The 25,825-nt window shown below is 68.9% G+C and carries 26 protein-coding genes and 1 other RNA gene; 7 read left to right on the forward strand and 20 right to left on the reverse strand.

Annotated elements, in window-relative coordinates; translation table 11 throughout:
• Positions 1 to 30: 30 nt before the first annotated feature.
• The gene (locus AC2YHA_RS05485) at positions 31 to 354 is read right to left on the reverse strand and encodes a YbaB/EbfC family nucleoid-associated protein (protein WP_233782295.1); all 324 of its coding nucleotides are present in this window, start codon (positions 352 to 354) and stop codon (positions 31 to 33) included.
• Positions 351 to 1,976, reverse strand: a complete 1,626-nt coding sequence (locus AC2YHA_RS05490) for a DNA polymerase III subunit gamma/tau (RefSeq protein ID WP_487400664.1) — start codon at positions 1,974 to 1,976, stop codon at positions 351 to 353. The genes AC2YHA_RS05485 and AC2YHA_RS05490 overlap by 4 nt, the downstream gene beginning before the upstream one ends.
• Before the next feature lie 64 nt (positions 1,977 to 2,040).
• On the opposite strand from AC2YHA_RS05490, the gene AC2YHA_RS05495 reads away from it, so the two are divergent.
• Complete coding sequence (locus tag AC2YHA_RS05495; protein WP_233786558.1) at positions 2,041 to 2,439, forward strand: NIPSNAP family protein; 399 nt, start codon at positions 2,041 to 2,043, stop codon at positions 2,437 to 2,439.
• A gap of 4 nt (positions 2,440 to 2,443) precedes the next feature.
• On the opposite strand, the gene AC2YHA_RS05500 is transcribed toward AC2YHA_RS05495, so the two are convergent.
• The 7 genes from AC2YHA_RS05500 to AC2YHA_RS05530 all read right to left on the reverse strand — a co-directional run bounded on the left by AC2YHA_RS05500 (position 2,444) and on the right by AC2YHA_RS05530 (position 7,359).
• Positions 2,444 to 3,316, reverse strand: a complete 873-nt coding sequence (locus tag AC2YHA_RS05500; protein ID WP_233782293.1) for a sigma-70 family RNA polymerase sigma factor — start codon at positions 3,314 to 3,316, stop codon at positions 2,444 to 2,446.
• A complete protein-coding gene (locus AC2YHA_RS05505; RefSeq protein WP_233782292.1) occupies positions 3,313 to 3,783 on the reverse strand; it encodes a carboxymuconolactone decarboxylase family protein in 471 nt (156 codons plus the stop codon). The genes AC2YHA_RS05500 and AC2YHA_RS05505 overlap by 4 nt, the downstream gene beginning before the upstream one ends.
• Positions 3,784 to 3,977: 194 nt before the next feature.
• Positions 3,978 to 4,076: signal recognition particle sRNA small type (gene ffs / locus AC2YHA_RS05510), an RNA gene on the reverse strand.
• Between the two features lie 43 nt (positions 4,077 to 4,119).
• Positions 4,120 to 4,416 carry a hypothetical protein gene (locus AC2YHA_RS05515; RefSeq protein WP_487400665.1) on the reverse strand — a complete coding sequence of 99 codons (297 nt, stop codon included), beginning with the start codon at positions 4,414 to 4,416 and terminating at the stop codon, positions 4,120 to 4,122.
• Between the two features lie 422 nt (positions 4,417 to 4,838).
• Entirely contained in the window at positions 4,839 to 5,174 is a 336-nt protein-coding gene (locus AC2YHA_RS05520) for a 2Fe-2S iron-sulfur cluster-binding protein (RefSeq protein ID WP_487400666.1), read from the reverse strand.
• Complete coding sequence (locus AC2YHA_RS05525; RefSeq protein ID WP_487400667.1) at positions 5,171 to 6,259, reverse strand: cysteine desulfurase family protein; 1,089 nt, start codon at positions 6,257 to 6,259, stop codon at positions 5,171 to 5,173. The genes AC2YHA_RS05520 and AC2YHA_RS05525 overlap by 4 nt, the downstream gene beginning before the upstream one ends.
• The gene (locus tag AC2YHA_RS05530) at positions 6,256 to 7,359 is read right to left on the reverse strand and encodes a cysteine desulfurase family protein (RefSeq protein WP_487400668.1); all 1,104 of its coding nucleotides are present in this window, start codon (positions 7,357 to 7,359) and stop codon (positions 6,256 to 6,258) included. Before AC2YHA_RS05530 ends, AC2YHA_RS05525 begins: the two co-directional genes overlap by 4 nt.
• A 103-nt stretch (positions 7,360 to 7,462) precedes the next feature.
• Here AC2YHA_RS05530 and AC2YHA_RS05535 point away from each other — a divergent pair, with 103 nt between their 5' ends.
• On the forward strand, positions 7,463 to 8,119 hold the full coding sequence (locus tag AC2YHA_RS05535; RefSeq protein WP_233782287.1) for an alpha/beta hydrolase: 657 nt from the start codon (positions 7,463 to 7,465) through the stop codon (positions 8,117 to 8,119).
• 142 nt (positions 8,120 to 8,261) lie between these two features.
• Here AC2YHA_RS05535 and AC2YHA_RS05540 read toward each other — a convergent pair whose 3' ends face one another.
• A complete protein-coding gene (locus AC2YHA_RS05540; RefSeq protein ID WP_487400669.1) occupies positions 8,262 to 8,420 on the reverse strand; it encodes a hypothetical protein in 159 nt (52 codons plus the stop codon).
• 116 nt (positions 8,421 to 8,536) lie between these two features.
• Here AC2YHA_RS05540 and AC2YHA_RS05545 point away from each other — a divergent pair, with 116 nt between their 5' ends.
• The gene (locus tag AC2YHA_RS05545) at positions 8,537 to 8,992 is read left to right on the forward strand and encodes a hypothetical protein (RefSeq protein ID WP_487400670.1); all 456 of its coding nucleotides are present in this window, start codon (positions 8,537 to 8,539) and stop codon (positions 8,990 to 8,992) included.
• Positions 8,989 to 9,804 carry a ferredoxin--NADP reductase gene (locus tag AC2YHA_RS05550; RefSeq protein WP_233782284.1) on the forward strand — a complete coding sequence of 272 codons (816 nt, stop codon included), beginning with the start codon at positions 8,989 to 8,991 and terminating at the stop codon, positions 9,802 to 9,804. Before AC2YHA_RS05545 ends, AC2YHA_RS05550 begins: the two co-directional genes overlap by 4 nt.
• A gap of 139 nt (positions 9,805 to 9,943) precedes the next feature.
• Here the strand turns inward: AC2YHA_RS05550 and AC2YHA_RS05555 are convergent, their stop codons facing one another.
• On the reverse strand, positions 9,944 to 10,954 hold the full coding sequence (locus AC2YHA_RS05555; RefSeq protein ID WP_487400671.1) for a threonine ammonia-lyase: 1,011 nt from the start codon (positions 10,952 to 10,954) through the stop codon (positions 9,944 to 9,946).
• Between the two features lie 140 nt (positions 10,955 to 11,094).
• On the opposite strand from AC2YHA_RS05555, the gene AC2YHA_RS05560 reads away from it, so the two are divergent.
• From AC2YHA_RS05560 to AC2YHA_RS05570, 3 genes are all read left to right on the forward strand, one after another.
• Positions 11,095 to 12,279 carry a type III PLP-dependent enzyme gene (locus AC2YHA_RS05560; RefSeq protein WP_233782282.1) on the forward strand — a complete coding sequence of 395 codons (1,185 nt, stop codon included), beginning with the start codon at positions 11,095 to 11,097 and terminating at the stop codon, positions 12,277 to 12,279.
• Positions 12,280 to 12,389: 110 nt separating this feature from the next.
• The gene (locus AC2YHA_RS05565) at positions 12,390 to 13,469 is read left to right on the forward strand and encodes a 1,9-bis(guanidino)-5-aza-nonane synthase (protein ID WP_487400672.1); all 1,080 of its coding nucleotides are present in this window, start codon (positions 12,390 to 12,392) and stop codon (positions 13,467 to 13,469) included.
• Positions 13,470 to 13,531: 62 nt separating this feature from the next.
• Complete coding sequence (locus tag AC2YHA_RS05570) at positions 13,532 to 13,957, forward strand: MAPEG family protein (protein WP_487400673.1); 426 nt, start codon at positions 13,532 to 13,534, stop codon at positions 13,955 to 13,957.
• Positions 13,958 to 14,149: 192 nt separating this feature from the next.
• Here the strand turns inward: AC2YHA_RS05570 and AC2YHA_RS05575 are convergent, their stop codons facing one another.
• The 9 genes from AC2YHA_RS05575 to AC2YHA_RS05615 are packed head-to-tail and all read right to left on the reverse strand — an operon-like array spanning position 14,150 to position 25,823.
• Complete coding sequence (locus tag AC2YHA_RS05575; RefSeq protein ID WP_487400674.1) at positions 14,150 to 16,033, reverse strand: XrtA/PEP-CTERM system amidotransferase; 1,884 nt, start codon at positions 16,031 to 16,033, stop codon at positions 14,150 to 14,152.
• Between the two features lie 3 nt (positions 16,034 to 16,036).
• Positions 16,037 to 17,524, reverse strand: a complete 1,488-nt coding sequence (gene xrtA / locus AC2YHA_RS05580; protein WP_487401707.1) for an exosortase A — start codon at positions 17,522 to 17,524, stop codon at positions 16,037 to 16,039.
• A gap of 35 nt (positions 17,525 to 17,559) precedes the next feature.
• Positions 17,560 to 18,774 carry a TIGR03087 family PEP-CTERM/XrtA system glycosyltransferase gene (locus AC2YHA_RS05585; RefSeq protein WP_487400675.1) on the reverse strand — a complete coding sequence of 405 codons (1,215 nt, stop codon included), beginning with the start codon at positions 18,772 to 18,774 and terminating at the stop codon, positions 17,560 to 17,562.
• Between the two features lies 1 nt (position 18,775).
• The gene (locus tag AC2YHA_RS05590; protein WP_487400676.1) at positions 18,776 to 19,849 is read right to left on the reverse strand and encodes a FemAB family XrtA/PEP-CTERM system-associated protein; all 1,074 of its coding nucleotides are present in this window, start codon (positions 19,847 to 19,849) and stop codon (positions 18,776 to 18,778) included.
• Positions 19,846 to 20,685 carry an XrtA system polysaccharide deacetylase gene (locus tag AC2YHA_RS05595; protein ID WP_487400677.1) on the reverse strand — a complete coding sequence of 280 codons (840 nt, stop codon included), beginning with the start codon at positions 20,683 to 20,685 and terminating at the stop codon, positions 19,846 to 19,848. Before AC2YHA_RS05595 ends, AC2YHA_RS05590 begins: the two co-directional genes overlap by 4 nt.
• An 8-nt stretch (positions 20,686 to 20,693) precedes the next feature.
• A complete protein-coding gene (locus AC2YHA_RS05600; protein WP_487400678.1) occupies positions 20,694 to 21,731 on the reverse strand; it encodes an XrtA/PEP-CTERM system-associated ATPase in 1,038 nt (345 codons plus the stop codon).
• Positions 21,732 to 21,766: 35 nt separating this feature from the next.
• On the reverse strand, positions 21,767 to 23,377 hold the full coding sequence (locus AC2YHA_RS05605) for a hypothetical protein (protein ID WP_487400679.1): 1,611 nt from the start codon (positions 23,375 to 23,377) through the stop codon (positions 21,767 to 21,769).
• The gene (locus AC2YHA_RS05610; RefSeq protein WP_487400680.1) at positions 23,374 to 24,291 is read right to left on the reverse strand and encodes an AAA family ATPase; all 918 of its coding nucleotides are present in this window, start codon (positions 24,289 to 24,291) and stop codon (positions 23,374 to 23,376) included. The genes AC2YHA_RS05605 and AC2YHA_RS05610 overlap by 4 nt, the downstream gene beginning before the upstream one ends.
• Complete coding sequence (locus tag AC2YHA_RS05615; RefSeq protein WP_487400681.1) at positions 24,291 to 25,823, reverse strand: XrtA system polysaccharide chain length determinant; 1,533 nt, start codon at positions 25,821 to 25,823, stop codon at positions 24,291 to 24,293. The genes AC2YHA_RS05610 and AC2YHA_RS05615 overlap by 1 nt, the downstream gene beginning before the upstream one ends.
• Positions 25,824 to 25,825: the final 2 nt, after the last annotated feature.

Raw genomic sequence — 25,825 nt, forward strand, 5'->3', positions numbered from 1 at the left:
GCGAACCGCCGTTCCCTCGGCGCAACGATCTCAGAAGGGCAGCTTGAAGCCCGGCGGCAGCGGCAGGCCGCTGGTGAGCTTGCCCATCTCAGCCTGCGACGCCGCATCGGCCTTGGCGCGGGCGTCGTTGAAGGCGGCGGCGACCAGGTCCTCCACCATTCCCTTTTCGCTCGGCTGCAGCAGCGATTCATCGATGTCGACCGCGATGATCCGGCCCTTGGCCGATGCGCGCACCTTGACCAGTCCGCCGCCCGAGACGCCCTCCACCTCGATCGTATCGAGATTCTCCTGCGCCTTGGTCAGCTCGGCCTGGACGTTCTGCGCCATGGCCATGATGTCTTCGAGGTTCTTCACTGTCGTTTGCTCCGATTGGTCCAGTCGAGTTCAGCGCCCGGAAAGGCCGCCATTGCCGCAGCAACGATCGGCGAGGCGAGCACCGCCTGGCGCTCCGCCTCCTCCGCCGCCGCTTCCTCCTCGGCCAGCGTGGCAGCGCCCGGTGCGGCATCGGTCTCGATACGCCACTTGCGACCCGTGATCCGCCGCAAGGCCTCGCCAAGCTCCCGTGTGAAATCCGCCGGCAGCGGCGTCGCCGAGCTGGCGACGATCTCCGGCGGCTCGAACCGCACCGGCCGCAGCGAATTGCGTACGCGCCGGCCGAGCATCTGTTCCTGATTATCTTCCAACAGCACCGCAAGCTCCGCGACGGTGGTCGGCAACGGCCGCTCGGCGGGCGATGGTGGCGGCGGTGCGGAGGTGGCTGCGGCGAGAGGCGCCCCCTCCCCGCTCGCCAGCCGCCGCGCGAGCTCGCCCGGATCGGGCAGGCTCGCGGCGTGGACTAGGCGAAGCAACGCCATCTCGGCAGTCTCGATCGGCAGGGCTGCCCGCGCGACCTCGTCATGCCCCTTGAGCAGCAGCTGCCACAGGCGATGCAGCGCCGGAAAACCCAGCTCGCCAGCCCAGCCTTCGAACGCCTCGCGCTCCTCCGCGGCCTGGGTCGCCGACATGTCGGCGCCGAGCTTGGCGAGGGTAATGCCGTGCACCGTCTCCAGCAGCGTCTTGAGCACCGCCGCCGGATCGACGCCGAGATCATATTGCTGGCGCAGCGCTGCAAGCGCCGCCGACGCATCGCCGGCAATCAGATGTCCGAACAATGCCCGGATCGCGCCGCGATCCGACAGGCCGAGCATGTCGCGCACCGCCGCCGCGGTCACTCTGCCGCCCTCCTCGCCGGCATGGGCGATCGCCTGGTCGAGGATCGAGAGGCCGTCGCGTGCCGATCCTTCCGCGGCCCGCGCGACCAGCGCCAGCGCCTCGGGCTCCGCCTCGACACCCTCCGCCTTGGCCACCTCGGCGAAATGCCTGGCGAGCAGCTCGGCCGGGATGCGCTTCAGGTCGAAGCGCTGGCAGCGCGACAGCACCGTCACCGGCACCTTGTTGACCTCGGTGGTCGCGAACAGGAACTTCACATGCGCCGGCGGCTCCTCCAGCGTCTTGAGCAGGCCATTGAAGGCCGCCTTCGACAGCATGTGGACCTCGTCGATGATGTAGATCTTGTAGCGCGCCGAGACCGCGGCATAGCGCGACGCCTCGATGATCTCGCGGATGTCGTCGATGCCGGTGTGACTGGCGGCGTCCATCTCGATGACGTCGATGTGGCGCCCCTCGGCGATCGCGCGGCACGGCTCGCACACCCCACACGGGTCGATGGTCGGCCCGCCCTGCCCGTCCGGCCCGATGCAGTTGAGCGCCTTGGCGATCAGCCGCGCGGTCGAGGTCTTGCCGACCCCGCGCACGCCGGTGAGCAGGAAGGCGTGCGCCAGCCGGTCGCGCCGGATCGCATTGCCCAGCGTGGTGACCATCGCATCCTGGCCGATCAGCGCGCTGAACGTCTGCGGCCGGTATTTGCGAGCCAACACGCGATAGGCGTCGTCGCGCCTGGGCTGCGGCGGCTCGCCGAGATCGAGGGAATCGGACATTGTCTGCCAATCTAGGGCGAGGCATCACCGATGTCGAAGCCTGAAGGAGATACGCGTGCCCCTGATGACCAGCCTTCTCGCCGTCATACTGGCCGGCGCTACCCCGGCCGCCGAGGCCCCGCCCCCGTCCCCTCCGCTGTATCAGTTGCGCATCTATCAGCTCAACGAGCCCAGCAAGGCCCGTTTCCACGCGCGCTTCCGCGACCATGCGCTGCGCATCATGAAGCGCCACGGCTTCGACGTCGCCGCCACCTGGGAAGCGACGCACGATGGCCGGCCGGAGTTCGTCTACCTGCTGCGCTGGCGCGACGAGGCGGCGTTGAAGGCAGGATGGGCCGCTTTCCGTGCCGATGAGGAATGGAGCCGGATCAAGCGCGAGACGGTCTCGCCCGAGGCCCCGATCATGGGGGAGATCGAGGAGCGGACGATGGTGCTGACCGACTATTCGCCGGGCAGGCCATGAGCGGTCAGTGCCGGGTCGGCTCGAGATGGCCGAGCTTGTCGGGATTGCGCATCACGTAGATCGCCCTGATCTGACCGTCTTCGACCAGCAGCGCGGTGGTCTGAAGCATGCCGTCATTCTCGCGCGTGACGAAACCCGGCAGACCGTTGACGAAGCCGTAGCGCACCACCTGCGACGTGCCCTTGCGGAAGAAGCGCGCGAGGCTCTCCCACAGCTTCATCACATCGTCGAAGCCCACGATCGGCCGCAACCCGGCCGGGCGCTTGCCGCCGCCGTCCGAATAGACCGCAACATCGCTCGCCAGCATCGTCCGAAGCGAGGTCATGTCGCCCTCGCGCGAGGCTGCGAAGAAGGCAGCGGCGATCTCCAGCCCGTGGCCCTTTTCGACCGGGAAACGCGGACGCTCGGCGCGAACGTGGTCGCGGGCGCGCGAGGCGAGCTGGCGGCAGGCGGCGGGATCGCGGCCGATCGCCTCGGCGACCTCGTCGAAGCCGAGCCCGAACACGTCGTGGAGCAGGAACGCCGCCCGCTCCAGCGGTGAGAGACGTTCGAGCGCGAGCATCAGCGGCAAGGTCACGTCCTCGACCGGCTCCGGCTCGACCACCGGATCGGGCAGCCACGGACCGACATAGTCCTCGCGCCGGTGGCGAGCCGACTTGAGCTGGTCGAGGCACAGCCGGGTCACGACGCGACGCAGGAACGCCTCAGGCTCCCGCACCGCGCCACGATCGGTGCCGAGCCAGCGCAGGAAGGCATCCTGCACCACATCCTCGGCGTCGGCGATCGAGCCCAGCATACGATAAGCGACGCGAACCAGCCGCGGCCGCAGCGGATCGAAGCTCGATGCGGCGTCCGCGGCCGGTTCGCCCGCAGTCATGCCGCCTCCTTCGCCTCGACCGGCGGATGGCCGGCATGGACGGCACGGAAGCCGGCGCCGAAGCGGTTCCAGGCGTTGATGATGCCGATCAGCATGGTCAGCTTCACCTGTTCCTCCGGTGTGAACTCGAAGGCAAGCTCGGCATAGTCCTCGTCGGGCGCATGCGTCTCGGACAGCCGGGTCAGCGATTCAGTCCAGGCCAGCGCGGCCCGCTCGCGCGCGGTGAACAGCGGCGATTCACGCCAGGCGGGGAGCATCAGCAGCCGCAATTCGCTCTCGCCGGCCTTGCGCGCCTCCAGCGTGTGCATGTGGAGGCAGAAGGCGCAGCCGTTGAGCTGCGACGCGCGGATCTTCACCAGTTCCTGCAGCGAGTGTTCGAGGCCGTCCTTGGCCTGCGCGACGGAGAAGTCGGCGAACGCCTGCATCATTTCGGGCGCGACTTCCCAAACTTTGAGACGGGGGGTCATGATATTCGCTCCTTTCGTCATAGGGTCCGATGGCATGACGAGGCAGCGAGCCCATGTGTGACATGGGGGCGAAAATTTTTTGGAGGGTTAGAAGAGCGCCGCGGCAAAGCCGCGTCGTCGGACGGCGCTTCTGGCGCCTCCGGCCGCGCGCGCTGCGGATGCGGATCGCAGCTTCGCTGCGATCTGGCGCAGCGCGCGGTGGGAGCCGGAACGACCCGTGGCGAAATCGTTACGGCTGCTTCCTTCCGGACCTGACCGGGTTGGCGACGGCACACGTCCGCCCGACTCCCGCGCGGGCATATGGGGGAGTCGGGCGGTGCGATCAAGCGCTATGACTTAGCGCCACACCCGGAAGCAGCGGCGGTGCGGCCCGTAATAGCCGCGCACCCAGCGGCAGGTGACGTAACTGCGGCGGTGATGCCAGCCGCCGCGATAGCGGTAGCGCGGCCCGCGATGCCAATAGCGGCGATCGTCCCAGTGGCGCCGGCGATCCCAGCGACGGCCGTCCCAGCCGCGATCATGCCAGCCGCGATGATAGCCGTCCCAGCTCCGATGATATTGCGCCGCGGCCGGAACCGGCGTGAGCGCTGCGGCGGCGAGAAGACCAGCCGCAGTCAATGCGATCAGTTTCATCTCTGTTACTCCCAACAGGCCCGATTCGTCGGGCTATCGGAGCATAGGTCAGTGAAAACGCACAGTTCCTGAACGAAAACGCCGCGCGGCGCCAGGACGGCGCGCGCGGCGATCACTCAAGCTTTTATCGACGAATGCGGACGCGGTGGCACTGACGCACTCTGCGATGATGTACCCAGCGGGTCTTGCAGACCGTCTTCCAGCGGTAGCCGTGATAGCTGTTGTGGTGCCGTCGCGCATCAACCGGGGTAGCGCTGAACGCTACGGTGGTGACCAACGCAGCTGCGGCCAGCCCGAGAAGCTTCTTCGTCATGGGCATCACTCCGTCTTGATCCGGCGGTTCCCTTCCGCCGGCGGCGGAAACCGCAAGCTGATCGAATTGTTCCGCGGCGACAACGATCCGCAGCAAATAAATTAGGAGGCTAGCGGCCTCGCATGTCGCGCGCCTCGGCGGGAACGCGCACCGTAAACCCGTCGAGGTCGGACGTGAGCGTGATCTGGCAGGACAGCCGGCTGGTGCGGGTGGCGCCGGCGGCGAGGTCGAGCATGTCCTCCTCCTCCTCGCTGGCAGGCGGCAGCCGGCCGAAATCCTCCGGCGCGACGATGACATGGCAGGTCGAGCAGGCCATCGCCCCCTCGCAGGTCCCTTCGAGCGGCTGGCCATGCGCCTGCGCCAGGCGCAGCAGGCTGTCGCCGTCCGCCCCTTCGACCTCCTCGATCGCAAGCCCATCGGCGCTGACGAAGCGGATGCGGATCATGCTGCGCTCCGCTGCGCACGCGCCGCATCGTCGATGCGATCCAGCGCCGTCATCAGTTCCTCCTCGCTCGTATAGCGGCCGAAGCCGAGCCGGATGCTCGCCCGCGCTTCCGCGTCGCCGAGTCCGATCGCGCGCAGGACATGGCTTGGTCGCCCGGATCCGCTCGCACAGGCCGAGCCGGCGGAGAAGGCGATGTCGCGAAGCTCGCTCATCAGCCGCGCGACATCGAGTCCGGGTAGGCGCAGGTTGAGATTGCCGCGATAGCGGCGCGCCCGACTCCCGTTGAGCGTCCAACCCGCCATGCGGTCGAGCGCACGGGCAAACAGCCGGTCGACGTGGGCATGATCCTCCTCAAACCGCTCGCGCGCGAGCTTCGCGGCAGCGCCGAACCCGGCGCAAAGTGCGGGCGAGAGCGTCCCGGAGCGGCCACCGGCTTCCTGTCCGCCGCCGTGGAGCAACGGCTCCGGCGTCACCCCGTCGCGGAGCCAGAGCGCGCCGATCCCCTTCGGCCCATGGATCTTGTGGGCGGAGATGGCGATCATGTCGCAGCCGTCGGGGATGGCGAGGCGGCCATAGCCCTGCGCGGCATCGCAAAGGAACTGCGCACCCGCGTCGTGCGCGAGGCGCGCGAGTTCGGCGATCGGCTGGATCACGCCGATCTCGTTGTTGACCAGCATCGCCGCGACCAACCCGGTCCCCGGCATGATCGCCTCTCGTGCGCGATCGAGATCGACCAGCCCGTCGCCGCCCACCGGCAGGATCGTGACCTGCCGCCCCTCACGGGCCAGCGCCTCGACGGTGTCCAGTACCGCGGCATGTTCGGTCGCGATCGTGACGATGCCGCCGCGCGTACCCTTGATCGCCCAGTTGAGCGCCTCGGTGGCGCCGCTGGTGAAGGTCACGCGTCCGCCCGACGGCAGCAGCGCCGCCACTTGGTCCCGCGCCACCTCGACCGCCGCTTTCGCCGCGCGGCCCGGCGCATGGGCGGAATGCGGATTGGCGTGCTGCGATTCGAGCCAGGGCAGCATTGCCGCCAGCGCTTCGGGCGCGAGCGGCGTGGTCGCCTGATAGTCGAGGTAGATCATGCCGGCTCGACCGGTTCCCCGGCCCGGGCACGGACATCGCGGGCGATCTCCGCCCAGGCCGAGATGAAGCGTTCGACGTCGGCCGGCGTGGTCGAGCGGCCGAAGCTGACCCGGATCACCTCGCCTGCCTTGGCGCCCTCCCAGCCCATCGCACCCAACACATGGCTCGGCCGCATGCTCCCCGAGGAGCAGGCCGAGCCGGCCGACACCGAGATTCCCGACAGGTCGAACCGGATGAGCTGCGCTGCCGCCGGCATACCTGGCAAGCGATAGGATGCGATGTGCGGCGCGCGCGGGCTGTCGCCGGCGACCACCTCGCCACCGAGCGCCCGGATGGCGGCGTCGAGGCGTTCACGCATTGCTGTCATCGCCTCCAGGTTTTCCGGCACCGTTATCGCCGCCGCGAAGCCGAGCGTTGCCGGCACATTCTCCGTCCCGCCGCGATAGCCGCGTTCCTGCCCGCCAGTCGGCAGCAGCAATCCCAGGTCGCGCACCAGCAGCGCACCGATTCCCGGCGGTCCGCCGCGCTTGTGGGCGGAGATCGCGATCAGGTCGGCGGTATCCTGGGGCAGATCGCCGCCCTTCCAGTTGACCGGCATCTGCGCAGCGTCGACGAAGAGCTTGGCACCGGCGGCGGCGACGCGTTCGCCTATCGCACGGAGCGGCTGGATCACCCCTGTCTCGCTGTTCCCCCACTGAACCGCGACCAGCGCCGGCGTCGGTGCCACCGCCAGCTCGGCCTCGAGCACGTCGAGGTCGATCCGCCCATCCTCGTTCACCGGCAGGCGCACCGCATCGGGCGCGGCGCGCAGCACCGAATCATGCTCGGTCGCCGCGATCAGCCGCGATTCGACCTGGGCGCGGCCCAGCGCGAGCAGGATCGCCTCGGTCGCACCGCTGGTGAAGATCAGCTCATGCTGCCAATCATAGGCGGCGCGGATCACGCTGCGCGCGCTTTCCAGCGCCGCGCGGGCGGACCGTCCCTCGGCATGGGGCGACGAGGGATTGGCCCAGTGGGCGAGCCCACGCGCCACCGCCTCCGCCGCCTGCGGCAGCATCGGCGTCGTGGCGGCGTGATCGAGATAGAGACGGCTGGTCACGGCAACGCAAACCCCAGAATGATTGCGCGCACGCAACCCTTGCCTATATAGCGCGCCTGCTCTCGCGCGCTATGTCAACGCGCCATCCTAATCTGCAGGTTCCATGCCCGAAGTCATCTTTCCAGGACCCGAAGGCCGTCTCGAAGGCCGTTTCGCCCCCGCTCCCAAGCCGCGCGCGCCGGTGGCGATGATCCTCCATCCGCACCCGCAATCGGGCGGCACGATGAACAACCACATCGTGCAGGAGCTCTACAAGACCTTCCAGCGCCGCGGCTTCGCGACGCTGCGCTTCAACTTCCGCGGCGTCGGCAAGAGCCAGGGGACGTTCGACAACGGCGTCGGCGAGCTCTCCGACGCGGCGAGCGCGCTCGACTGGGTGCAGAGCTTCCATCCGGAAGCGTCGACCACCTGGATCGCGGGCGTCAGCTTCGGCGCGTGGATCGGCATGCAACTGCTCATGCGCCGCCCGGAGATCCGCGGCTTCATCTCGATCGCACCGCCGGCGAACATGTACGACTTCACCTTCCTGGCACCCTGCCCCAGCTCGGGCATCATCATCCAGGGCGAGGCGGACGAGGTGGTGACGCCGGGCGCGGTGCAGAAGCTGGTCGACAAGCTGCGCACCCAGAAGCACATCACCATCCATCACGACGTGATCCCGGGCGCCAACCACTTCTTCCAGAACGAGATGCCGGAGCTGATGGGCAGCGTGGACAAATATCTGGACATGCGGCTCGACCCGAACTCGCCGATCCGGTGACGGAAACCCCTCTCCCTTTGGGAGAGGGAGGGGCCCGCTCGGCGGTAGCCGAGTGGGAGGGTGAGGGCGACCACACTGGCCGTAGTCACCCTCACCCTCCCGCAGCTTCGCTGCTCCTTCCCTCTCCCAATGGGAGAGGGAATTATATGGTCCAGATCAGTATGTTCCCGAGGATCACCGCCGCGCAGGCGAGCATCAGCGCGCCCTTGGTGCGCTCGCGCCGTTTGGCGATCAGGTGGAGCCCGCCCACGGCAAGTGCGAACACGGCGATCATCGCCAGGGCGGCAGTCAGATTGGCCATGCCGTTCATCTAACGCAGCCCGGCTGCCTTAGCCACCGCTCGAGTATTTGCGATTGACTTGCAATAGCAAACGATGGCATCGCCTCGACCGCACTCCAGATTCGGGGACGTGTCCCATGTACCGCTATCTCGATCGGCCGGTCGGCGAGCTCGGAACGAGCGAGGCCTTTCTGCTATGGGCTGCCCGCGCCGCCGTCGCCGCGATGGGCCAGAGGATCTGCCTCGGGGCGGAACTCGGGCCCGCATTCGGCCGGCACGATCTTACGGTGGGCCTGCCACATTTCGCGATGGCGATGGCGCTGCTCTCACGCGATTCGGAACAGCCGCTCGAAGTGATGACGCCCGGAACCCCGCGCGTCTCCGAGGGCGAGGCATTGTTGCTGGAGCTGTTCGGCGCCAGCGATCCGCACGCCGACGCGCGCGTCCATGCGACGCTTGCGCTGGTGCTGCCGAATCCCGAGCTCGTCACCGCCGCCCACCGGGCCGTGCGCAGGTTCACCGCCGTACTGGTCGCCGCCGGCATGGCGCCGCCCATTCCCGATTCCCTGACCGGAGAAGAACCCAAATCATGAGTGACCGCATCGCCGCCGCCCCCGGACTGGCGCCGTCCGGCGTCCTGACCGTCGAGCGCGTGTGCTCCGTACGGCATTGGAACGAACATCTCTTCAGCTTCACCATCACCCGCCCGCAAAGCTTCCGCTTCCGCTCGGGCGAGTTCGTGATGCTCGGCCTCCCCAGCGAGGGCAAGCCGCTGCTGCGCGCCTATTCGATCGCCAGCCCGGCCTGGGCGGAGGAGCTGGAGTTCCTGTCGATCAAGGTGCCCGACGGCCCGCTCACCTCGCGGCTCCAGACGATCGAGCCCGGCGACGAGCTGTTCCTCGGCCGCAAGCCCACCGGTACGCTGGTGACCGACGCCCTCAAGCCCGGGCGCCGGCTGTTCCTGTTCTCGACCGGCACGGGTCTCGCGCCCTTCCTCAGCCTGGCGCGCGATCCCGACGTCTACGAGCAGTTCGCGCAGATCGTGCTGGTGCATTCGGTACGCCGCGTCAGCGATCTCGCCTATCGCACCGAGCTGGAGGCACAGCTCGCCGGCGACCCGCTGGTGCAGGACCAGGCGCTGCTCCAGTTCGCCTATGTGCCGACGGTGACGCGCGAGCCCTTCCCGCTCACCGATCGCATCGGCACGCTGATCCGCAGCGGCGCGCTGTTCGGGCCGGGCGTCACCGGCCCGCGCGAACTCGATCCCGAGCAGGACCGGGTGATGCTGTGCGGCAGCATGGCGATGATCCGCGACCTCTCCGCCGATCTCGACGCGCTCGGCTTCGTCGAGGGGTCGAACGCGGCGCCGGGCGATTATGTGATCGAGCGGGCGTTCGTGGGTTAAGGCTCCTCCCCGGCACGGGGAGGGGGACCGCGCGACGAAGTCGCGTGGTGGAGGGGCTCGCCTCATGCGATGTCGCTTGCCGCGCTCCCCCTCCACCAGCTTCGCTGGTCCCCCTCCCCGTGCCGGGGAGGATTTGGGATCACGACGGGCTATCGCTGAGCGCCGGAAATGCCGGCGCCGGCGCGGTCTCGCCCGCCAGCACCCGGGCATAGGCGTCGATATCGACGTTTCCGCCCGAGGCGAGCACCAGCGTGCCCTCCTCCGGCTCCACCTTGCCCGTCAGCAACGCCGCAAGCGCCACCGCGCCGCCCGGCTCGACCACCAGCCGGAGCTTCGCCGCCGCCCAGCGCTGCGCCTCGCGCACCTCCTCCTCGCTGACCGCGACGCCGGTCGCCGAACGGCGCGCGAGCACCTCGAACGTCAGCGGCGACACCCGCAGCGTCTGGAGCGCGTCGCAGGCCGTGGGGGGCGGGTTCGGCCCGACCTCCTCGATCCAGCCCGCCTCGAGGCTGCGGCGCATGTCGTCCCAACCCTCGGGCTCCGCGACCCGGATCGCGGCATCCGGCAATGCCAGCGTTAGCCCTGCCGCCAGTCCGCCGCCGCCGCAGGGCGTCACCACCCGCGCGATGTCGCCGAGTCCCACCTCATGGAACTGAGTCGTCGCCTCGATCGCGGCGCTGCCCTGTCCTTCGATCACCCAAGGGTCATCGAAGCTCGGCACCAGAGTCGCGCCGCGCGCATGGGCGAGATGCGCGGCGATCTTCTCGCGATTCTCGGTCATCCGATCATAGGGAACGACCTCCGCACCGAGCGCGAGCGTCGCGTCGCGCTTCGCCGCCGGCGCGTCGGCGGGCATCACGATCACCGCCGGAATGCCGAGCCGCTTCGCCGCCCAGGCCACGCCCTGCGCGTGATTGCCCGAGGAAAAGGCGACGACGCCGCGCCCCCGAGTCGCATCGTCGAGCGCGGTCAGTCGGTGCCAGGCGCCGCGAATCTTGAATGCGCCGATCGGCTGCAGGCACTCGGCTTTGATCCCCACCCGGACCCCGCGGATTTCCGCGACGAACAGCGGCGTCATCGGCAGGATCGCCGCGATCTTGGCGGCCGCGTCGCGCACCCCGGCGCGGGTCGGTTGTCGTACGATCGTCACATCTCGCCTTTCATCGCATTTCACCGCTTTACATCGGGGGACCCCGATCCTATGTGCGCCGTCCGCTGCCCCATGGGACTTCCAACCGCAAGGCAGCTTTTCGTCACACTATGCCGCAAGGCAATTGGAGGTCCCTTGAATTGTCCAAGCATCATAACGCGCTGGGGCTAGCGACTGCCCTTCGACCGGTGGCTCCGGTCACGCTCATTCGTCCCCACGCAGCGTCGCGTGCCGCCCGATTCTTCGTCGAGAAGTTTCCGGGCCGCTCGATGTATGCGGTGAAGGCGAATCCGTCTCCAGACCTGCTCGAGGTGCTGTGGGACAGCGGAATCACGCATTACGACGTCGCCTCGATCGGCGAGGTCCGGCTGGTGGCGCGCACGCTGCCGGGCGCGACGCTGTGCTTCATGCATCCGGTCAAGGCCGAGGAAGCGATCGAGGAGGCCTATTTCGACCATGGCGTCCGCGTGTTCAGCCTCGATTCGGTCGAGGAGCTGGACAAGATCGTCCGCGCCACCCGCGGCGCCGAGGACCTGACCTTGTGCGTGCGCCTGCGCGTCTCGTCGGAGCATTCGAAGCTCAGCCTCGCCTCCAAGTTCGGCGTCGCGCCGGGTGAGGCGAAGGAGCTGCTGATCCGCGCCCGCCAGGTCGCGGACGCGCTCGGCATCTGCTTCCACGTCGGCAGCCAGGCGATGACGCCCCAGGCATACGCTGACGCGATGGAGCGCGTGCGCCAGGCGATCGTCGAGGCGGCGGTGACCGTCGACGTGATCGACGTCGGCGGCGGCTTCCCCTCGACCTATCCGGGCATGGAGCCCCCACCGCTCGAGCTCTACTTCGAGACGATCCATCGCGCGTTCGAGAGCCTGCCAGTCTCCTATTCGGCCGAGCTGTGGGCGGAGCCGGGCCGGGCGCTGTGCGCCGAGTACAGCTCGCTGATCGTGCGCGTCGAGCGGCGCCGCGGCGACGAACTCTACATCAACGACGGCGCCTATGGCGCGCTGTTCGACGCCGCGCACATCGGCTGGCGCTTCCCGGTCACCTTGCTGCGCGAGCCCGACAGCCGCGCTAAGGAGATGGCGTTCAGCTTCTACGGGCCGACCTGCGACGACCTCGATCACATGACCGGGCCGTTCATGCTGCCGGCGGACGTCCAGGCGGGCGACTATCTCGAGATCGGGATGCTCGGCGCCTATGGCGCGGCGATGCGCACCGCGTTCAACGGCTTCGGCTCGGACGAGACGGTGATCGTGGAGGACGAGCCGATGGCTTCGCTCTACACCAGCGAGGATCGCCGGGTCGCCTCAAACGTCGTCACGCTGTAACGACGGCTTCATAACTGAACAGAATCGGGCGGGGCATTGCGATGCCCCGCTCCTTTACGGGTTTCCGCGTCCCCATGAACGACTGCGGTGTTTGTAACAGGAGAAACCTTGTGACCGACACCCTCACCAAGACCGCGGCCGCGCAGGGCCCGATCAACGATACCCGCAAGGCCGAGCTCTTGTCGAAGCAGGTCAAGCACATCGACATCAAGAGCTTCGACGCGCGCCCGATTGTCGACGCGATGGCCGACATGAGCTTCACCAGCCGCGACCTCGGCCGCGCGACCAAGATCTACAACCAGATGCTCGCCGATCCCGAGTGCAGCATCTTCCTGGTGATCGCAGGCTCGACCTCGGCCGGCGGCTGCATGGACCTCTATGCCGAGCTGGTGCGCAACAACATGGTCGACGGCATCGTCGCGACCGGCGCGACCATCGTCGACATGGATTTCTTCGAGGGGCTCGGCCACAAGCACTATCAGGCGCTCGAGGTGCCGGACGACGACACGCTGCGCTCGCTCTACATCGATCGCATCTACGACACCTATATCGACGAGGAGCAGCTCCAGGACTGCGACTTCACGATCAACAAGATCGCGAACGAGCTGGAGCCCAGGGCCTATTCGAGCCGCGCCTTCATCCGCGAGATGGGGCGCTATCTGTCGGAGCACGGCAAGAAGGAGAACAGCCTCGTCAAGCTCGCCTATGAGCATGACGTACCGATCTTCTGCCCGGCGTTCGTGGACAGCTCGGCCGGCTTCGGCCTCGTCAAGCACCAGGTCGACCAGATGAAGGCGGGCAAGCCCTACCTGATGATCGACGCGGTCGCCGACTTCCGCGAGCTCACCGAGATCAAGATCGCCGCGGGCACCACCGGACTGCTGATGATCGGCGGCGGCGTGCCCAAGAACTTCATCCAGGACACCGTCGTCTGCGCCGAAATCCTCGGCCACGAGGACGTCGAGGTGCACAAGTACGCCGTCCAGATCACCGTCGCCGACGTCCGCGACGGCGCCTGCTCGTCCTCGACCCTCCAGGAGGCGGCGAGCTGGGGCAAGGTCAACACGGGCATCGAGCAGATGGTGTTCGCCGAGGCCGGCAGCGTGATGCCGCTGCTCGCCAGCGACGCCTATCACCGCGGCCTGTGGAAGGACCGCGAGAAGCGCCGCTGGGCGAAGCTCTTCGCCTGAGGTTGCACATCGCAACTGACTGAGGCAGCCTCCCCCGGAGACAATCTGGGGGAGGCTTTTTCATGCACGCGGAAATCCTGAAACCGGTCGTCGTCCTGATCGCCTGGACGCTGGTGATGTGGATCTGGATGATCGCCGTCCGCATGCCGGCGATGCGCGCGGCCGGCATCGACATCACCAAGCTGGTCGGCGGCAAAGGCTCGGACGCCGATCGCGTACTGCCGCCCAAGGCGCAATGGCCGTCGCACAACTACAACCATCTGATGGAGCAGCCGACGATCTTCTACGCCGTCGCGCTGACGCTGGCGGTGACGGGCGGCGGCAACGGCGTCAATGCGTGGATCGCCTGGGGCTATGTCGGCCTGCGCATCGTCCACAGCCTCATCCAGGCGACCGTCAACCGGGTCGCGCCGAGGTTCGCGGTGTTCATGCTCTCGACGCTGCTGCTGGTGGCGCTGACGCTGCATGCGGCAATCGCGGTATTCTGACCCTCGTTCGTGTCGAGCGAAGTCGAGACACTGTGTCCCTCGACCTCGCTCGGGACGAACGGGGTATGAAAGTCAGGTTCAGCTAGTTTGAATCTGTTCCCCGGCGAAGGCCGGGGCCCAGTCTCGAACGGCTCGCAACTGGGCCCCGGCCTTCGCCGGGGAACAGCTGCTTCAAGTCCGATGGAGCAAATTCTAGACTCCAAGCACGCGCGTCAGGCTGCGCTCCAGCATCATCAACTGCCACAGCGTCCGGCCGTGCTCGGCACGGCCGGCGCGGTGGTCCTCGGCGAGCCGCTCCAACGCGGCTCGCTCGAACCACGGCGCCAGCACCCGCGAGCGCGCGAGCATCGCCGCCTCGTCGGCCAGGTCCTTGCGGAACCAGGCGCTGACCGGCGTCACGAACCCCATCTTCGGCCGGTAGAGGATGTCCTTCGGCAGATAGGGTTCCAGCGCCTTCTTCATCAGCCACTTCCCCTGCCCTGCGCGGACGCGGAGCGAGGGCGGCAGGGTCGCCGCGAACTCGATCAGGCGATGGTCGAGCAGCGGCTCGCGCGCCTCCAGACTCACCGCCATGCTAGTGCGGTCTACCTTGGCGAGGATATCGCCGGGGAGCCAATGATGGATGTCGGCATATTGCGCAGCGTCGAGCCCGGTGCGCGCCGGCGCGTTGCGCATCGTCGCGATCATCGCATCCTCGCCGCGGTGGCCGGCAAGCGCACGGCGAAAGGCGTCGGTGTAAAGGCGGTCACGCGTCTCGGGCGTGGTGACGCCGACGGCGCGGGCATAGGCGACCGCACCATCCTCGGCGAGCGCGAGCAGCGTCGTCTTCGCCCTGAGCGGCCGCGGCGCCCAGTCGGCCTTGGGATAGAGCCTGCCGAGCGTGCCGAACAGTCCGACACGCGCGCCCGCAGGGAGCAGCCCCCTCACCCGCTCCTCGGCGGCATGGAAACGATAGCGGCGATAGCCGGCGAACGCCTCGTCGGCCCCGTCACCGGACAGCGCCACCGTCACCGTCTCGCGCGCCAGCTCGGAAACGCGATAGGTGGCGAGCGCCGAGGCATCGGCAAAGGGTTCGTCGAATGCCTCGACCAGCCGCTCGATCAGCGCGAAATCGTCCGGCGCGACGACGCGGGTGCGATGCTCGGTCTTGAAACGCTCGGCGACCAAGCGAGCATAGCGGGTCTCGTCATGGTCGGCCTCGTCGAAGCCGATCGAGCAGGTCTTGACCGCCTTGGGGCTCGCCTCGGCCATCAGCGCGACCACGGCCGAGCTGTCGACGCCGCCCGACAGGAAGGCGCCGAGCGGCACGTCGGCGACCATGCGCGATGTCACCGCATGGCGCATCCGTTCCAGCAACTCGGCCTCAAGGTCTCGGGCTGACCCTTTGGCACGTTTGGAGAAATCGACGTCCCAATAGCGCTGCGGCGCACCCACCGGCCTGCCGCGTTCGAGCCGCAGGAAGCTACCTGCGGGGAGCTTGCGCACGCCGGCGACGAAGCTCGCATGATCGGGGATATAGCCGAGCGCCATGAAATCCTCGACCGCGCGCGGATCGACCTCGCGCCGAAGCAGAGGATGGGCAAGCAACCCCTTGAGTTCGGAGGTGAAAGCCACGCCACCGTCCGACAGCTCGACATAGTGGAGCGGCTTCACGCCCAACCGGTCGCGGGCGAGCACCAGCGTCTGTGCCTCGGCATCGTGGATGGCGAAGGCGAACATGCCGACGAGCCGGTCGAGCAGCCCCGGCCCCCAGGCGCGCCAGCCGTGGAGGATCACCTCGGTATCGCCATGCGTGGCGAAGCGGGCGCCCTTCGCCTCCAGCTCGGCGCGGAGCTCGGCGAAATTGTAGATCTCGCCGTTGTAGGTGATCGACAGCGGCCCCGCGTGCATCGGCTGGGGCGATCCGCCGACGTCGATGATCGCCAGGATGCGATGGCCGAGCCCCACCCCCGGCGCGGTCCACACGCCGCGGCCGTCGGGCCCGCGGTGCGCCTGCGCATCGGTCATCGCGGCGATGCGCGCCGGATCGACCGGCTTGGCGACGGCGAGGTAGAAGATCCCCGCGATCCCGCACATGGCTCAGCGTCCCGCGGCGATGCGGTCGGCGAGCCGGTCGACCGGACCCGCCGCGGCGAGGAAAGCGGCCATCGCTGCGCGCCCATCGCCGTCGGCGCGCTCGGCCGAGAGATGGATCGCCACGGCGCGCTGGGGCCCGCCCAGCAGCTTCGCCTTGAGGGTTGCCAGCTTCACCTGGCCCGGATCGGATGTCGTCATGCCGGCGACCCGGTACCAAGTCGCGACCTCGCGTTCCACTGGTCCCGGCGCGGTGATGCGCTGGACCGAGCCGCCGGCCAGCGCGGGCAGGTCCTCGACCCGCACCCAGCGATCGTTCTCGCGCAGCACGCCCTGGCCGAAGCTCACCAGCTCATGCCCCTCGCGCTGCCCGGCATAGACCGCGACGGCGAGGTCGACCCGGTGCCCGGCGGCATCCTCGTACCGGCCGATCAGCCCATGATCGGCGGTCGGATAATAGGGTGTCCAATGCGCCGCCGCGCCCAGCGGCACGCGATGCCAGCCCGGCACTTCCGGCAGCGCGAGCTGCGCCGGCAGCGCATCGCTGCGGCCGACCACGGCGGCGCCACCGGCATAGGCGAGCGTCGCCAGCGCGATCGCGGCACCGGCCGCGGTCCAGGGATCGGACCGCCCGCGCACCGCTCCCCCCAGCTTCGCCGGATCGAACCACGGCGCATCCGGATCACGGTCGAACCAGCGCCAGCCGATCGCCAGCACCGCCGCCATCACCAGCCCGAAGAACACCCAGCCATAGACGATATGGTCGAACCCGGTCGCCGCCTCTACCGAGGTCAGATGCGCGGCATAGATGGTGCCGAATGCACGCAGACCATTGGCGAGCACCGGCACTACCAGCGCCATCGCGAAGAAGGCGATGCGGCGGCGCCATGAGACATAGCAGACGTTCGCCACCAGCGCGCCATAGGCCACCATCGCGATCACGAACTTGGCGCCCGAGCAGGCCTCGGCCACCTCGAAATAGCCGTTGGGGATGGTGATCAGCACTCCGTCGACGCTCGCCGGCACGGCGAAGAGGTGGAGCAAGGGCATGGTGATCGCGACGGTGACGGTCTGGAGCGGGCTTTCCAGCGCCTCGCCGAAGGGGACGAGGAACATCATATATGCGAGCGGGAACAACAGCCCTCGCGCGATGCCCCATCCGAGGATCGCAACGACCGCGCCCTGCATCATCACGATGAGACCGAGGTGCCGTGCGAAGGCGACGCCGGCCGCATCTCCCAGGAACCAGGCGACGGCGCCTGCCACGACGATCGCCTGCCCGCCCCACCACGCCTCGGGCTTGAGCAGCGCGAGCTCGCGCCGGCGCTGCCACACCAGCCAGACGATCACCGGCGGAACGAACAGGCAATGGCCGAAGGTGGTGCTGTTCCAATAGATGCCGGCAAGGTCCGCGACATCGCTGTGGAACAATATGAGCAGTGCCGCCCATGCGCCCGCAAGCAAGACGAGTGGCGTCCGCCAGGCGGCGGGCATAGCCGCCGCAAACGCGCTCCTGGGGTAAACCAGCGTCACGCCGCCGCCGACCGTCGCTGCCTGCGCGGCGTGAGGCCGAGCAGCTCGTCGAGCACCGCCAGCCGCGCCTCCCAGCCATAGCGCCGCTTCACCTGCTCGCGGGCGGAGCGGCCCAGCTCCTCCGCGTGATCGCGGTTGTCGAGCAGCGCGATCACCGCATCCGCGATACCCGCTACGTCATCGGCGACGCGAATCGTGCCGTCATGATCGATCCCTTCGGCGGCCGCGCCCGAGACGACCACCGGCCGCGCCATCGCCATCGCTTCCAGCACCTTGTTCTGCACCCCGCGCGCGAGCTTCAGCGGTGCCACCACCACTGCCGCCGCGGCCAGCCAGCCGCGCACGTCGGGCACCTCGCCGGTGACGGTCACGCCCTCGCCGCGCGCCAATGCCTCGACCTCCGCGGTCGGGTTGCGGCCGACGATCGCGAAGCGCGCATCCGGATGGCTGAGGCGGATATGCGGCAGTACCGACCGGGCGAACCAACTCACCGCCTCGACATTGGGCGGATAATCCATCTGGCCGGTGAAGACGATGAGCTGGCCCTGGGATTCGATCCGACGGAAGTCCGCATCGGGAGCGAACCGCTCGGTGTCGATGCCGTTCTCGACCGCATGGACGCGCTCGGCACCGGTACGGGCGCGGAACAGCGCCGCTTCCGCCTCGCTCACGAACAGGCTGAGATCGGCGCGCGCAGCGACGGCGCGGTCATGGGCGAGCAGCGCCGACGCCTCGCGCCGATAGAGCCAGCTCATCGGCCAATGCGCGCCCTTGGCATAATCGGCGAATTTGGCCGAATCGACGTCGACGAAGTCCATCACCACGCGGCGGCGCGGGCTCGGCGGCGGCAGATATTGCGCCATCTGGCTCGAGAAGACGTAGATGGTGTCGATCGCATGGCGCGCGAGCAGCGCCCGCACCGCCCCCGGCACCATCGGATGGCGGAAGGCGGCGACCGATGCGGCCTGGCCCCAGACGAGCGCCTCCAGCGCAGCCCGCGCCCGCGTCTTGGAGCGCCAGAAGACCGAGCGGTTGGCGGTCAGCCGGTCGAGCCCGCCCTTGGCCTTCATGTCGTGCGAGCTTTCGGCGAAGGTGACCAGATGCACCCGCCTGTGCGCCGCGAGGTGCTTCAGGACGTGATAGGCGCGGATCTTGTCGCCGCGGTCGGGCGGGAACGGCACGCGGTGGGCGAGGAACAATATGTCGCCCATCTCAGCCGAGCCCGCGCGCGATGAACGGCCCGATCAGATTGGCGACGGGCAGCGGCAGCTTCTTCCACAGCGCGATGCGCCGCGCATATCTGGGATCGAGCGGATTGACCGATCGCGGCGCCGCGCCGTCCGCGGTACGGACGTGATAGGCGAGCGGCACGCCCTCGAAACCCCAGTTGCGCTTGAACGCCGCCGCGCCGGTGCCCGCCTTGGAGCGGCCGAAGTCGAACCTCCGGCAGCCACGGCGGCGGGCGTGGTTCATCAGCGCATAGTACATGGCATCGTTGGCGCGCAGCGCACGTGCGGCCTCGGTGCCGCCGCCCCAATAGGGATAGACGGTGCCATTCCAGTAGAGGCTGAGCACGCTCGCCACCGGCTTGCCCTCTCGACGGACGGTGAGGATATCCGCCGCGTCGCCGAAGTGGCGCAGGACAGCCGCGAAAAGCGCCTTCGGGAACACCGGCGTGCCGAGATTGCGGACCGATTCCGCATAGACGCGATAGTGGGCATCGCGATCGGCCTTGCCCGAGCCGGTGGTGATCTCCAGCCCCTTGTCGAACGATTTGCGCACCTCCGCGCGCTGCTTGCGCGGGATGGCGGCAAGCTGCGCCTCGTCGTCGGCCGCGAGATCGGTGACGAAGCCGAGATAGGTATCGGTATCGGTGTGGAAGGCATCGCTCGGCGCCTCGCCGCCGCGCAGCTCTAGGCTGGAGGCCCCCGCCTCGCCGGCAATTTCCCAAGCCTGCTCGGCCAGCGCCCGCGTCGCCGCGCGATCGCGCGACAAGACGCCGCCCCCCACCCCGAATCCGGCGGAGACCAGCGCCGTCCCAAACAACGGCGAGCGAACCAGCGTCAGCGGGAGCACGCCGAGCAGATCTCCATCAGCGCCCTCGGCAACGAGGTAGCGGCCCGCTTGCCCGCACCCTTCGGCAACCGCGGCTGTCCATTCGGCGAGATGAAATGGCGTACCCTCCGGATGCGTCTCGACGAAGGCGGCGATCCGGGCGCGTTCTTGCCCGTCGCCGAGATTTGCGAGGCGGCAAGCAACCGGCCGGTCGAGCAGCGGAGCATTCATTGGAGTCGCCCGGCTTCGAGCGCGACCACCCGGTCGGTGCGGTCCCATTGGTGGCGCCGCACGAGCATCGTCAGCTTGCCGGCCATCGCACCGAGCCGGCTGTAATGCCGGATACGCGACTTGAGCGGCGCCGCGGCGACGCGCGGCTGCTCAGGATCAACCTCCCAGGGATGGAAGTAGAAGACCGCAGGCCGGTTCGCTGCATTCTCGGCAGCGATGGCGCGATGGGTGAAATGGGCGGGCAGCAGACGAAAAAAGCCGCCGCCGGCGGTCACCGTCCGGCCCAGCACCGGCATCACCGTCACCGGCAGCTCGATCAGCGGCGAGTCCGTCAGCGGGCGATAGGCCCGGCGCGGCGCCTCCGCCCAACCGTAGTGATCATGACGAAGGGGGGCCACGCTCGACGAATAGGCATAGCCCTCCTCGGCAAGGATCGGATGCGCCCAGGGCGTGCGTGCGTCGATCGAGAAGCTCGGCGCGCGATAGCCGGTCACCGCCTGCCCGCCCGCATCCTCCAGCGCCGCCCTGGCGCGGGCGAGGTCGGCCCGGAACTGCTCGGGCGTGAAGGTGAAGACGCGGTCATGGCCCCAGCCATGGCTCGCGATCTCATGCCCGCGTGCGACGATGTCGCGGATCAGCCGCGGATGCCGTTCCGCCACCCAGCCCAATGTGAAGAAGGTCGCCTTGGCCCCGCTTTCGTCAAACAGGTCGAGCACGCGGGTCGTGTTCGCCACCACGCGCGATTCGAGACGCTCCCAATCGGCGCGATCGATCGTGCGCTCGAAAGCGCCGACCTGGAACCATTCCTCGACGTCGACCGAGAGCGCGTTGCGCATGGCGGGGATCACCCCGCCCGTTGGAACAACGGGCTGACGTCCGGCCGCCGCTCGTCGCTCTCGACCCAGTCGACCAGCAGCGTCAGCACGCGGCGCAGCGCGGCGTCCTGCGCTTCCAGCCGCTTTTCCAACTCTACGAGCCGGCGTTCGATCGCGGCATCGGCCAGCTGCACCGGCTGCGGCTCGGCGCGGATCGACTCCGCGACGATCGGGTCCGGCCGGACGGCGCGCGAGGCGGCGTCCTGATCGAAATCGGCGATCACGTCGGCGACGTCTTCGGCCGAGAAGCTGTCGAGACTCTCGATCGCGCCGAACAGCAACATACGGCTGGCGAGCTGGTTCAGCCGGCGCGGGACGCCGTCCGACCAGCGGTACATCGCCGCCACCGCCTCGGGCTCGAAGCGCGGGCGGCCGTTCCAGCCGACCACCGACAGGCGGTGGCTGAGGTAGGGCTCGACCTCCTCCGCCTCCATCGGGCCGAGGTGATGCATCGCGATCACCCGCTGGCGCAGCTGCTCCAGCCGCGGGTCCTGCAGCCGGTCGCGGAACTCGGGCTGGCCGAGCAGGAAGATCTGCAGCAGCGGATGGCCGCCCGCCTGGAAGTTGGAGAGCATCCTGAGCTCCTCCAGGCTGTCGACCGGCAGCGCCTGCGCCTCGTCGACGATCAGCAGCGTGCGCCGGCCGGCGCGGGCGGCCGCGTGCAGCCCCTTCTCGATTCCCGAAAGCAGCTCCGCCTTGGTCTTGCCGGCGCCATCGACGCGCAGCCCGGCCGCGACGGTGCGCAGCAGGTCGTCGGCCGCGATCTGGGTCGAGACGATGGTGATGATGTTGAGCCGCTCGCGGTCGACCGTCGCCATCAGGTGGCCGACCAAGGTGGTCTTGCCCGCGCCGATGTCGCCGGTGATGACGATGAAGCCCTCGCCCTGGCTGAGGCCATAGCCGAGATAGGCCATCGCCTTGCGGTGCGTTGCCGTGTCGAACCAGAAGCGCGGATCGGGCGTCAGCTGGAACGGTCGCCCGCTCAATCCGTAATGATCGTCATACATCGTTCACGCTCCGCGGGGCCGCGGCCCCGATCCCGTCAGAATGAGTAGCGCATCCCCAGCAAGGCCTGCGCCGAGAGGTCGGTGTCGGTGCCGGGGATGTCCTGGTCGAACGCGTAGAGGCCGAGCGACGCGATCGCGCTCAGATGGCCGAAGCTGTAGTTGTAGCTGGCGGTCGCCCCGCCGCCCCACACGTCGGGCGCGCCGGCCAGGCCGCTGTCGAAATAGTTGAAATACCCATCGACATCGATCGACGAGCGCCGGCTGAGCTGCCGTCCCGCGGAAACCTGCGCATACCAGGTCTCGTCGGTCACGCCGTCGAGCGACACGCCCGGAATGATCCCCGGCGGCAGCAGGTAACGGCGGTTGTCGTAGCCGAGCCCCACGCCGAAGCGGTTGCGGCCGAAGTTGCGCGAATAGACCGCGACCACCCCGCGGGAGCGGAAGTTGGCGGTGGTGACCGATCCGAGCAGCGGGTTGAGGCAGCCACCGGCATTGCTGCCCTGCCGCCCGAACACGCAGCGGTTGAACTGGCTGCCGAACGGGTCGGAGCCGGTGTCGAAGCTGGTCGGCAGGTCCGCCAGCGCCCGGCCGAGCCCGCGGCCGAAGCTGTCGACGCTGTCGTAGACGCCGACCTGGACGCCACTGGTCGCGCTGATCTGATGCGAGAAGGAGCCGGTGTAGCTCATCGTGCCGTAGCGGCGGCCGACGCGCGCCTCCAGCATGGTCCGGCGGCTCGGCCGCCAGACGACGCCCGCATCCCAGAACAGCCCATCGGTGTCATAGGCGATCCGCCGCGGCGAGGCGGGATCGGTGACGAAGCGGCCGTTGTTGTCCTGCACCGGCCGGCCCGTCGCGGGATCGACCAGCGGATCGCGCTGGCTGATCTCGATCTTCTCGTAGCCGGCACCGGCGACCGCGGCGAGTTCGGTAGTCACCGGCACCACGATGTCGCCGCGCGCGTACTTGCCGTCGTAGCGCTGGTCGAGCTGGCTCACGTCCTCGCGCGCCCAGGCGCCCGAGACGCTGAGACCCACCGGCAGCACCGCGCCCGCGCGCACCCCGGCGCTGACGGTGGCGAGATGGTTGGTCGCGTCGTCGTAATTGTCGAGCTCGGGCTGGCCGGGAATCACCGCCGGCAGGCTCGGCGCCTCGACCTTGGTGTAGCCGAAGCGATAGGCGGCGTTGACGTCGACGTCGCCCGCCTTGGTCGCGACGGTCGGGCCGGCATAGGCCGAATAGACCTGGCTGACGTTGCGGACATTGCCGGCGAGATTGCCCGGCGCATCGCCGCGGATGTCCGACCGCGCCCGCGTCGCGAGCGCCCCGCCCTCCAGCGTCACGCCGCGCGCCACCTGCACCGCCGCACGAGCGAGGCCGGAATGGACGTTCTCGTCGGCGAGATCCTTGTCCCAGGCGATGCGGTGCTCGTACTTGTAGCTGAGCTGCACCTCGACGCGCCGCGTCTGGATCGACGCGTCCACGCCGGCCGCGACGCTGCTGTAGGTGAGCACATCGCCCGATTGGAGATCGGCGGTCAGTACCTGTCCGACCTCGATATAGGGCGTGACGTCACGCTGCTGCTGGGCCCCCGCCGGGGCGGCAATCAGCGCGGCCGCCAATGCTGCCGGGAGAGCTGAACGAATCACGCCGCGCTCTCCTGCCCGTAATAGCCGCCGAAACGGCGCCCGCCCGGCTGGAAGGCGACCGAGTTGATGACGAGCTGGAGATGCTCGCACCCGTCGAGCAGCGCTACCGCGTCGCGCAGCTCGCTCTCGCCGGTACGGTCGGCGCGGACGACCAGCATCACCTGCCCGACATGGCCGGCGAGCACCGAGGCCGACGACGCGGACAGCGCCGGCGGCGAATCGAAGATCACGATGCGACGCGGACTGGCCGAGGCGAGCCGCTCCAGCACCACGAGCGCATGGGCGCTGGCGAGCAGCTCGGTATCGCTGTTCGTCCGCGCGCCGGCAGGCAGCACCGACAGGCGCGGCACGTCGGTGTCGATGATGCATTCCTCGACGTCGAGCGCCGCATCCGCAAGCGCATCGAGCAGCCCGGGGCCGGTCGCATCGATGCCGAGCCGGTTCAGGATGTCCGGCTTGGCGAAATCGGCATCGGCCAGCACGACCTCGACGTCCTTCTCCGCCGCCAGCGACAGCGCGAGGTTGACCGCGCAGAAGGTCTTGCCATCGTCGGGCCGTGCCGAGCAGACCAGGATCGTGCGCGACTTCTGCGCATCGCTGCCGGCGATCTGGCGCGCCGTGAGCAGCAGATGCCGCTTCACCAGCCGGAATTCCTCGGCGAGCGCCGTCACCGACGCGCCCGGCACCAGCATTCCGCCCGCGGCAAGCACCTCGCGGTCGATCGAGGCGACGCGGCGGACGACCGGCCCCTCGGCCGCGAAGCCGGTTCGGATCACCGGTTCGGGATCGGCAACCGGGACGGCGGCCGGCTGCGGCTCGGCAACGGCGGGAATCGCGGCCGGGGTGAGGTCGTAGATCGCCGCCGCCCGTTCGAGCAGCGACCCCGACAGGCGGCGAGGCGTGGCGTCATTCATCAGGCGACCATCCCCCGCTGGAAGAATTCGAGACCGACCAGCAGCACCCAAGCCGCGCCGAGCGCGCCGACGCCTCCCGCGAACAGCCTGAGCCGCTTGGCGCGGAGTGCCCGCTGTGCCTCGGTCACCACCTCGCCGATCGAGCCGATCACCGGCAGCCCGCTCGCGCGCTCCAGCCGGCTCGCGGTCGAATAGGTCGGCTGGAGCTGGCCGAGCGCGAAGGCGGCACCGACGCCGCCGCACAGCCCCGCGATCAGCACCGCGGTGATGAACAACGGCCGGTTGGGCGCGCTCGGCGCGCGCGGGCTGGTCGGCGGATCGATCACGCTGAACTTGATCGCGTCGGTCTGCGTCTGGATCTGGCTCTGCAGCTTCACCTGCTCGCGGTCGGCGAGCAGCTTGGCGTACTGGTCCTTCAGCACCTGGTAATCGCGGTCGATCGCCCCCTGCTCGCTGGCGACGCCGGGTTGCTGCCCCATCTTCGCCTCGAAGGTGGAGAGATCGCCCATGATCTGCGCCTTGCGCTGCTGGAGCGCGGCGACCTGCGCCGCCTTGTCCGCCTGCATCGACTTCAGCGACAGATAGAGCGGGTTTTGCGACGCCCCTGCCCCGCCCGCGCTCAACGGCTCGTTCTTCGCCGCCGCCTGGGCGACCGCAAGCTGGTTCTTGAGCGCGATCACGTCCGGATGGCTGTCGGTCCAGCCGCGGCCGCGCGCCTCGGCGAGCTGGCCCTGGATCGCCGCGACCCGCGCCCGCGCCGGCCCGGCCGTTGCAGTGCCGCCCGATCCTGCGATGGTGGCCGAAGTGCCGGTCATCTGCCCGTTGACCGCCGCCAGGCTCGACTGCGCTGCGGCCAGGTCGCCCTCGATCTGCGCAAGCTGGCTCCGCGCGGCGGCGATGCGCTCGTCGAGCGATCCGGTGCCGGGCAGCGAACCGAGGAACTTCGCCTGGAAGTCGGCGCGCTTGGCCTCCGCCTCCTGGAGCTGGCGCTGGCGCTGCTGGAGCTGCTGGTCGAGGAACTGCAGCGATTGGCTGGTCTCGTCGCGGTTGTTGGCGAGATTGTCCTCGACGAAGATGTCGATCAGCTTCTGCACCACCGCCCGCGCCAGCTTGGCGTTGGCCGCGTCGGAGGCGCCGCCGCTGCCGATCGTCGCGGACAGCTCGAACAGATTGTCCTGCGTCGAGGTGATCTTGATCGCCTTCTGCAGCCAGCCGATGCGGTCGGCCATGTCGCGGTCGTTGGCGACGGTGTTGCCGATGTCGGTGCCGCGCACGACCTTCTCGAGGTTGACCGCGCTGGTCAGCGTCTGGCGGAGGCGGTCGATGTCCTTGGCCTGCTCGGCCGAATTCTGGGTCGGCAGCACCTGGCGCAGCTGCACCGACACGCGCGCCCGCGATTCATACTGGTTGGGGATCTGCGAGACCACCAGCCAGCCCATGAGGCACAATGCCCAGGCCACCGCCAGCGCGATCCAGCGCCGGATCCAGACCGCGTGGAGCGCCGCGCGGAATTCTTCGTAGAGCCCGCCCACGG

It is taken from the genome of Sphingomonas sp. SRI_018 (assembly GCF_057586275.1).

Bases quoted from the DNA above. Each gene is read 5' to 3' on its own strand.
- AC2YHA_RS05490 (WP_487400664.1), bottom strand. From the start codon at position 1,976: ATGTCCGATTCCCTCGATCTCGGCGAGCCGCCGCAGCCCAGGCGCGAC.
- AC2YHA_RS05495 (WP_233786558.1), top strand. From the start codon at position 2,041: ATGACCAGCCTTCTCGCCGTCATACTGGCCGGCGCTACCCCGGCCGCC.
- AC2YHA_RS05500 (WP_233782293.1), bottom strand. From the start codon at position 3,316: ATGACTGCGGGCGAACCGGCCGCGGACGCCGCATCGAGCTTCGATCCG.
- AC2YHA_RS05505 (WP_233782292.1), bottom strand. From the start codon at position 3,783: ATGACCCCCCGTCTCAAAGTTTGGGAAGTCGCGCCCGAAATGATGCAG.
- AC2YHA_RS05515 (WP_487400665.1), bottom strand. From the start codon at position 4,416: ATGAAACTGATCGCATTGACTGCGGCTGGTCTTCTCGCCGCCGCAGCG.
- AC2YHA_RS05520 (WP_487400666.1), bottom strand. From the start codon at position 5,174: ATGATCCGCATCCGCTTCGTCAGCGCCGATGGGCTTGCGATCGAGGAG.
- AC2YHA_RS05525 (WP_487400667.1), bottom strand. From the start codon at position 6,259: ATGATCTACCTCGACTATCAGGCGACCACGCCGCTCGCGCCCGAAGCG.
- AC2YHA_RS05535 (WP_233782287.1), top strand. From the start codon at position 7,463: ATGCCCGAAGTCATCTTTCCAGGACCCGAAGGCCGTCTCGAAGGCCGT.
- AC2YHA_RS05540 (WP_487400669.1), bottom strand. From the start codon at position 8,420: ATGGCCAATCTGACTGCCGCCCTGGCGATGATCGCCGTGTTCGCACTT.
- AC2YHA_RS05545 (WP_487400670.1), top strand. From the start codon at position 8,537: ATGTACCGCTATCTCGATCGGCCGGTCGGCGAGCTCGGAACGAGCGAG.
- AC2YHA_RS05550 (WP_233782284.1), top strand. From the start codon at position 8,989: ATGAGTGACCGCATCGCCGCCGCCCCCGGACTGGCGCCGTCCGGCGTC.
- AC2YHA_RS05570 (WP_487400673.1), top strand. From the start codon at position 13,532: ATGCACGCGGAAATCCTGAAACCGGTCGTCGTCCTGATCGCCTGGACG.
- AC2YHA_RS05575 (WP_487400674.1), bottom strand. From the start codon at position 16,033: ATGTGCGGGATCGCGGGGATCTTCTACCTCGCCGTCGCCAAGCCGGTC.
- xrtA (WP_487401707.1), bottom strand. From the start codon at position 17,524: ATGCCCGCCGCCTGGCGGACGCCACTCGTCTTGCTTGCGGGCGCATGG.
- AC2YHA_RS05585 (WP_487400675.1), bottom strand. From the start codon at position 18,774: ATGGGCGACATATTGTTCCTCGCCCACCGCGTGCCGTTCCCGCCCGAC.
- AC2YHA_RS05590 (WP_487400676.1), bottom strand. From the start codon at position 19,849: ATGAATGCTCCGCTGCTCGACCGGCCGGTTGCTTGCCGCCTCGCAAAT.
- AC2YHA_RS05595 (WP_487400677.1), bottom strand. From the start codon at position 20,685: ATGCGCAACGCGCTCTCGGTCGACGTCGAGGAATGGTTCCAGGTCGGC.
- AC2YHA_RS05600 (WP_487400678.1), bottom strand. From the start codon at position 21,731: ATGTATGACGATCATTACGGATTGAGCGGGCGACCGTTCCAGCTGACG.
- AC2YHA_RS05610 (WP_487400680.1), bottom strand. From the start codon at position 24,291: ATGAATGACGCCACGCCTCGCCGCCTGTCGGGGTCGCTGCTCGAACGG.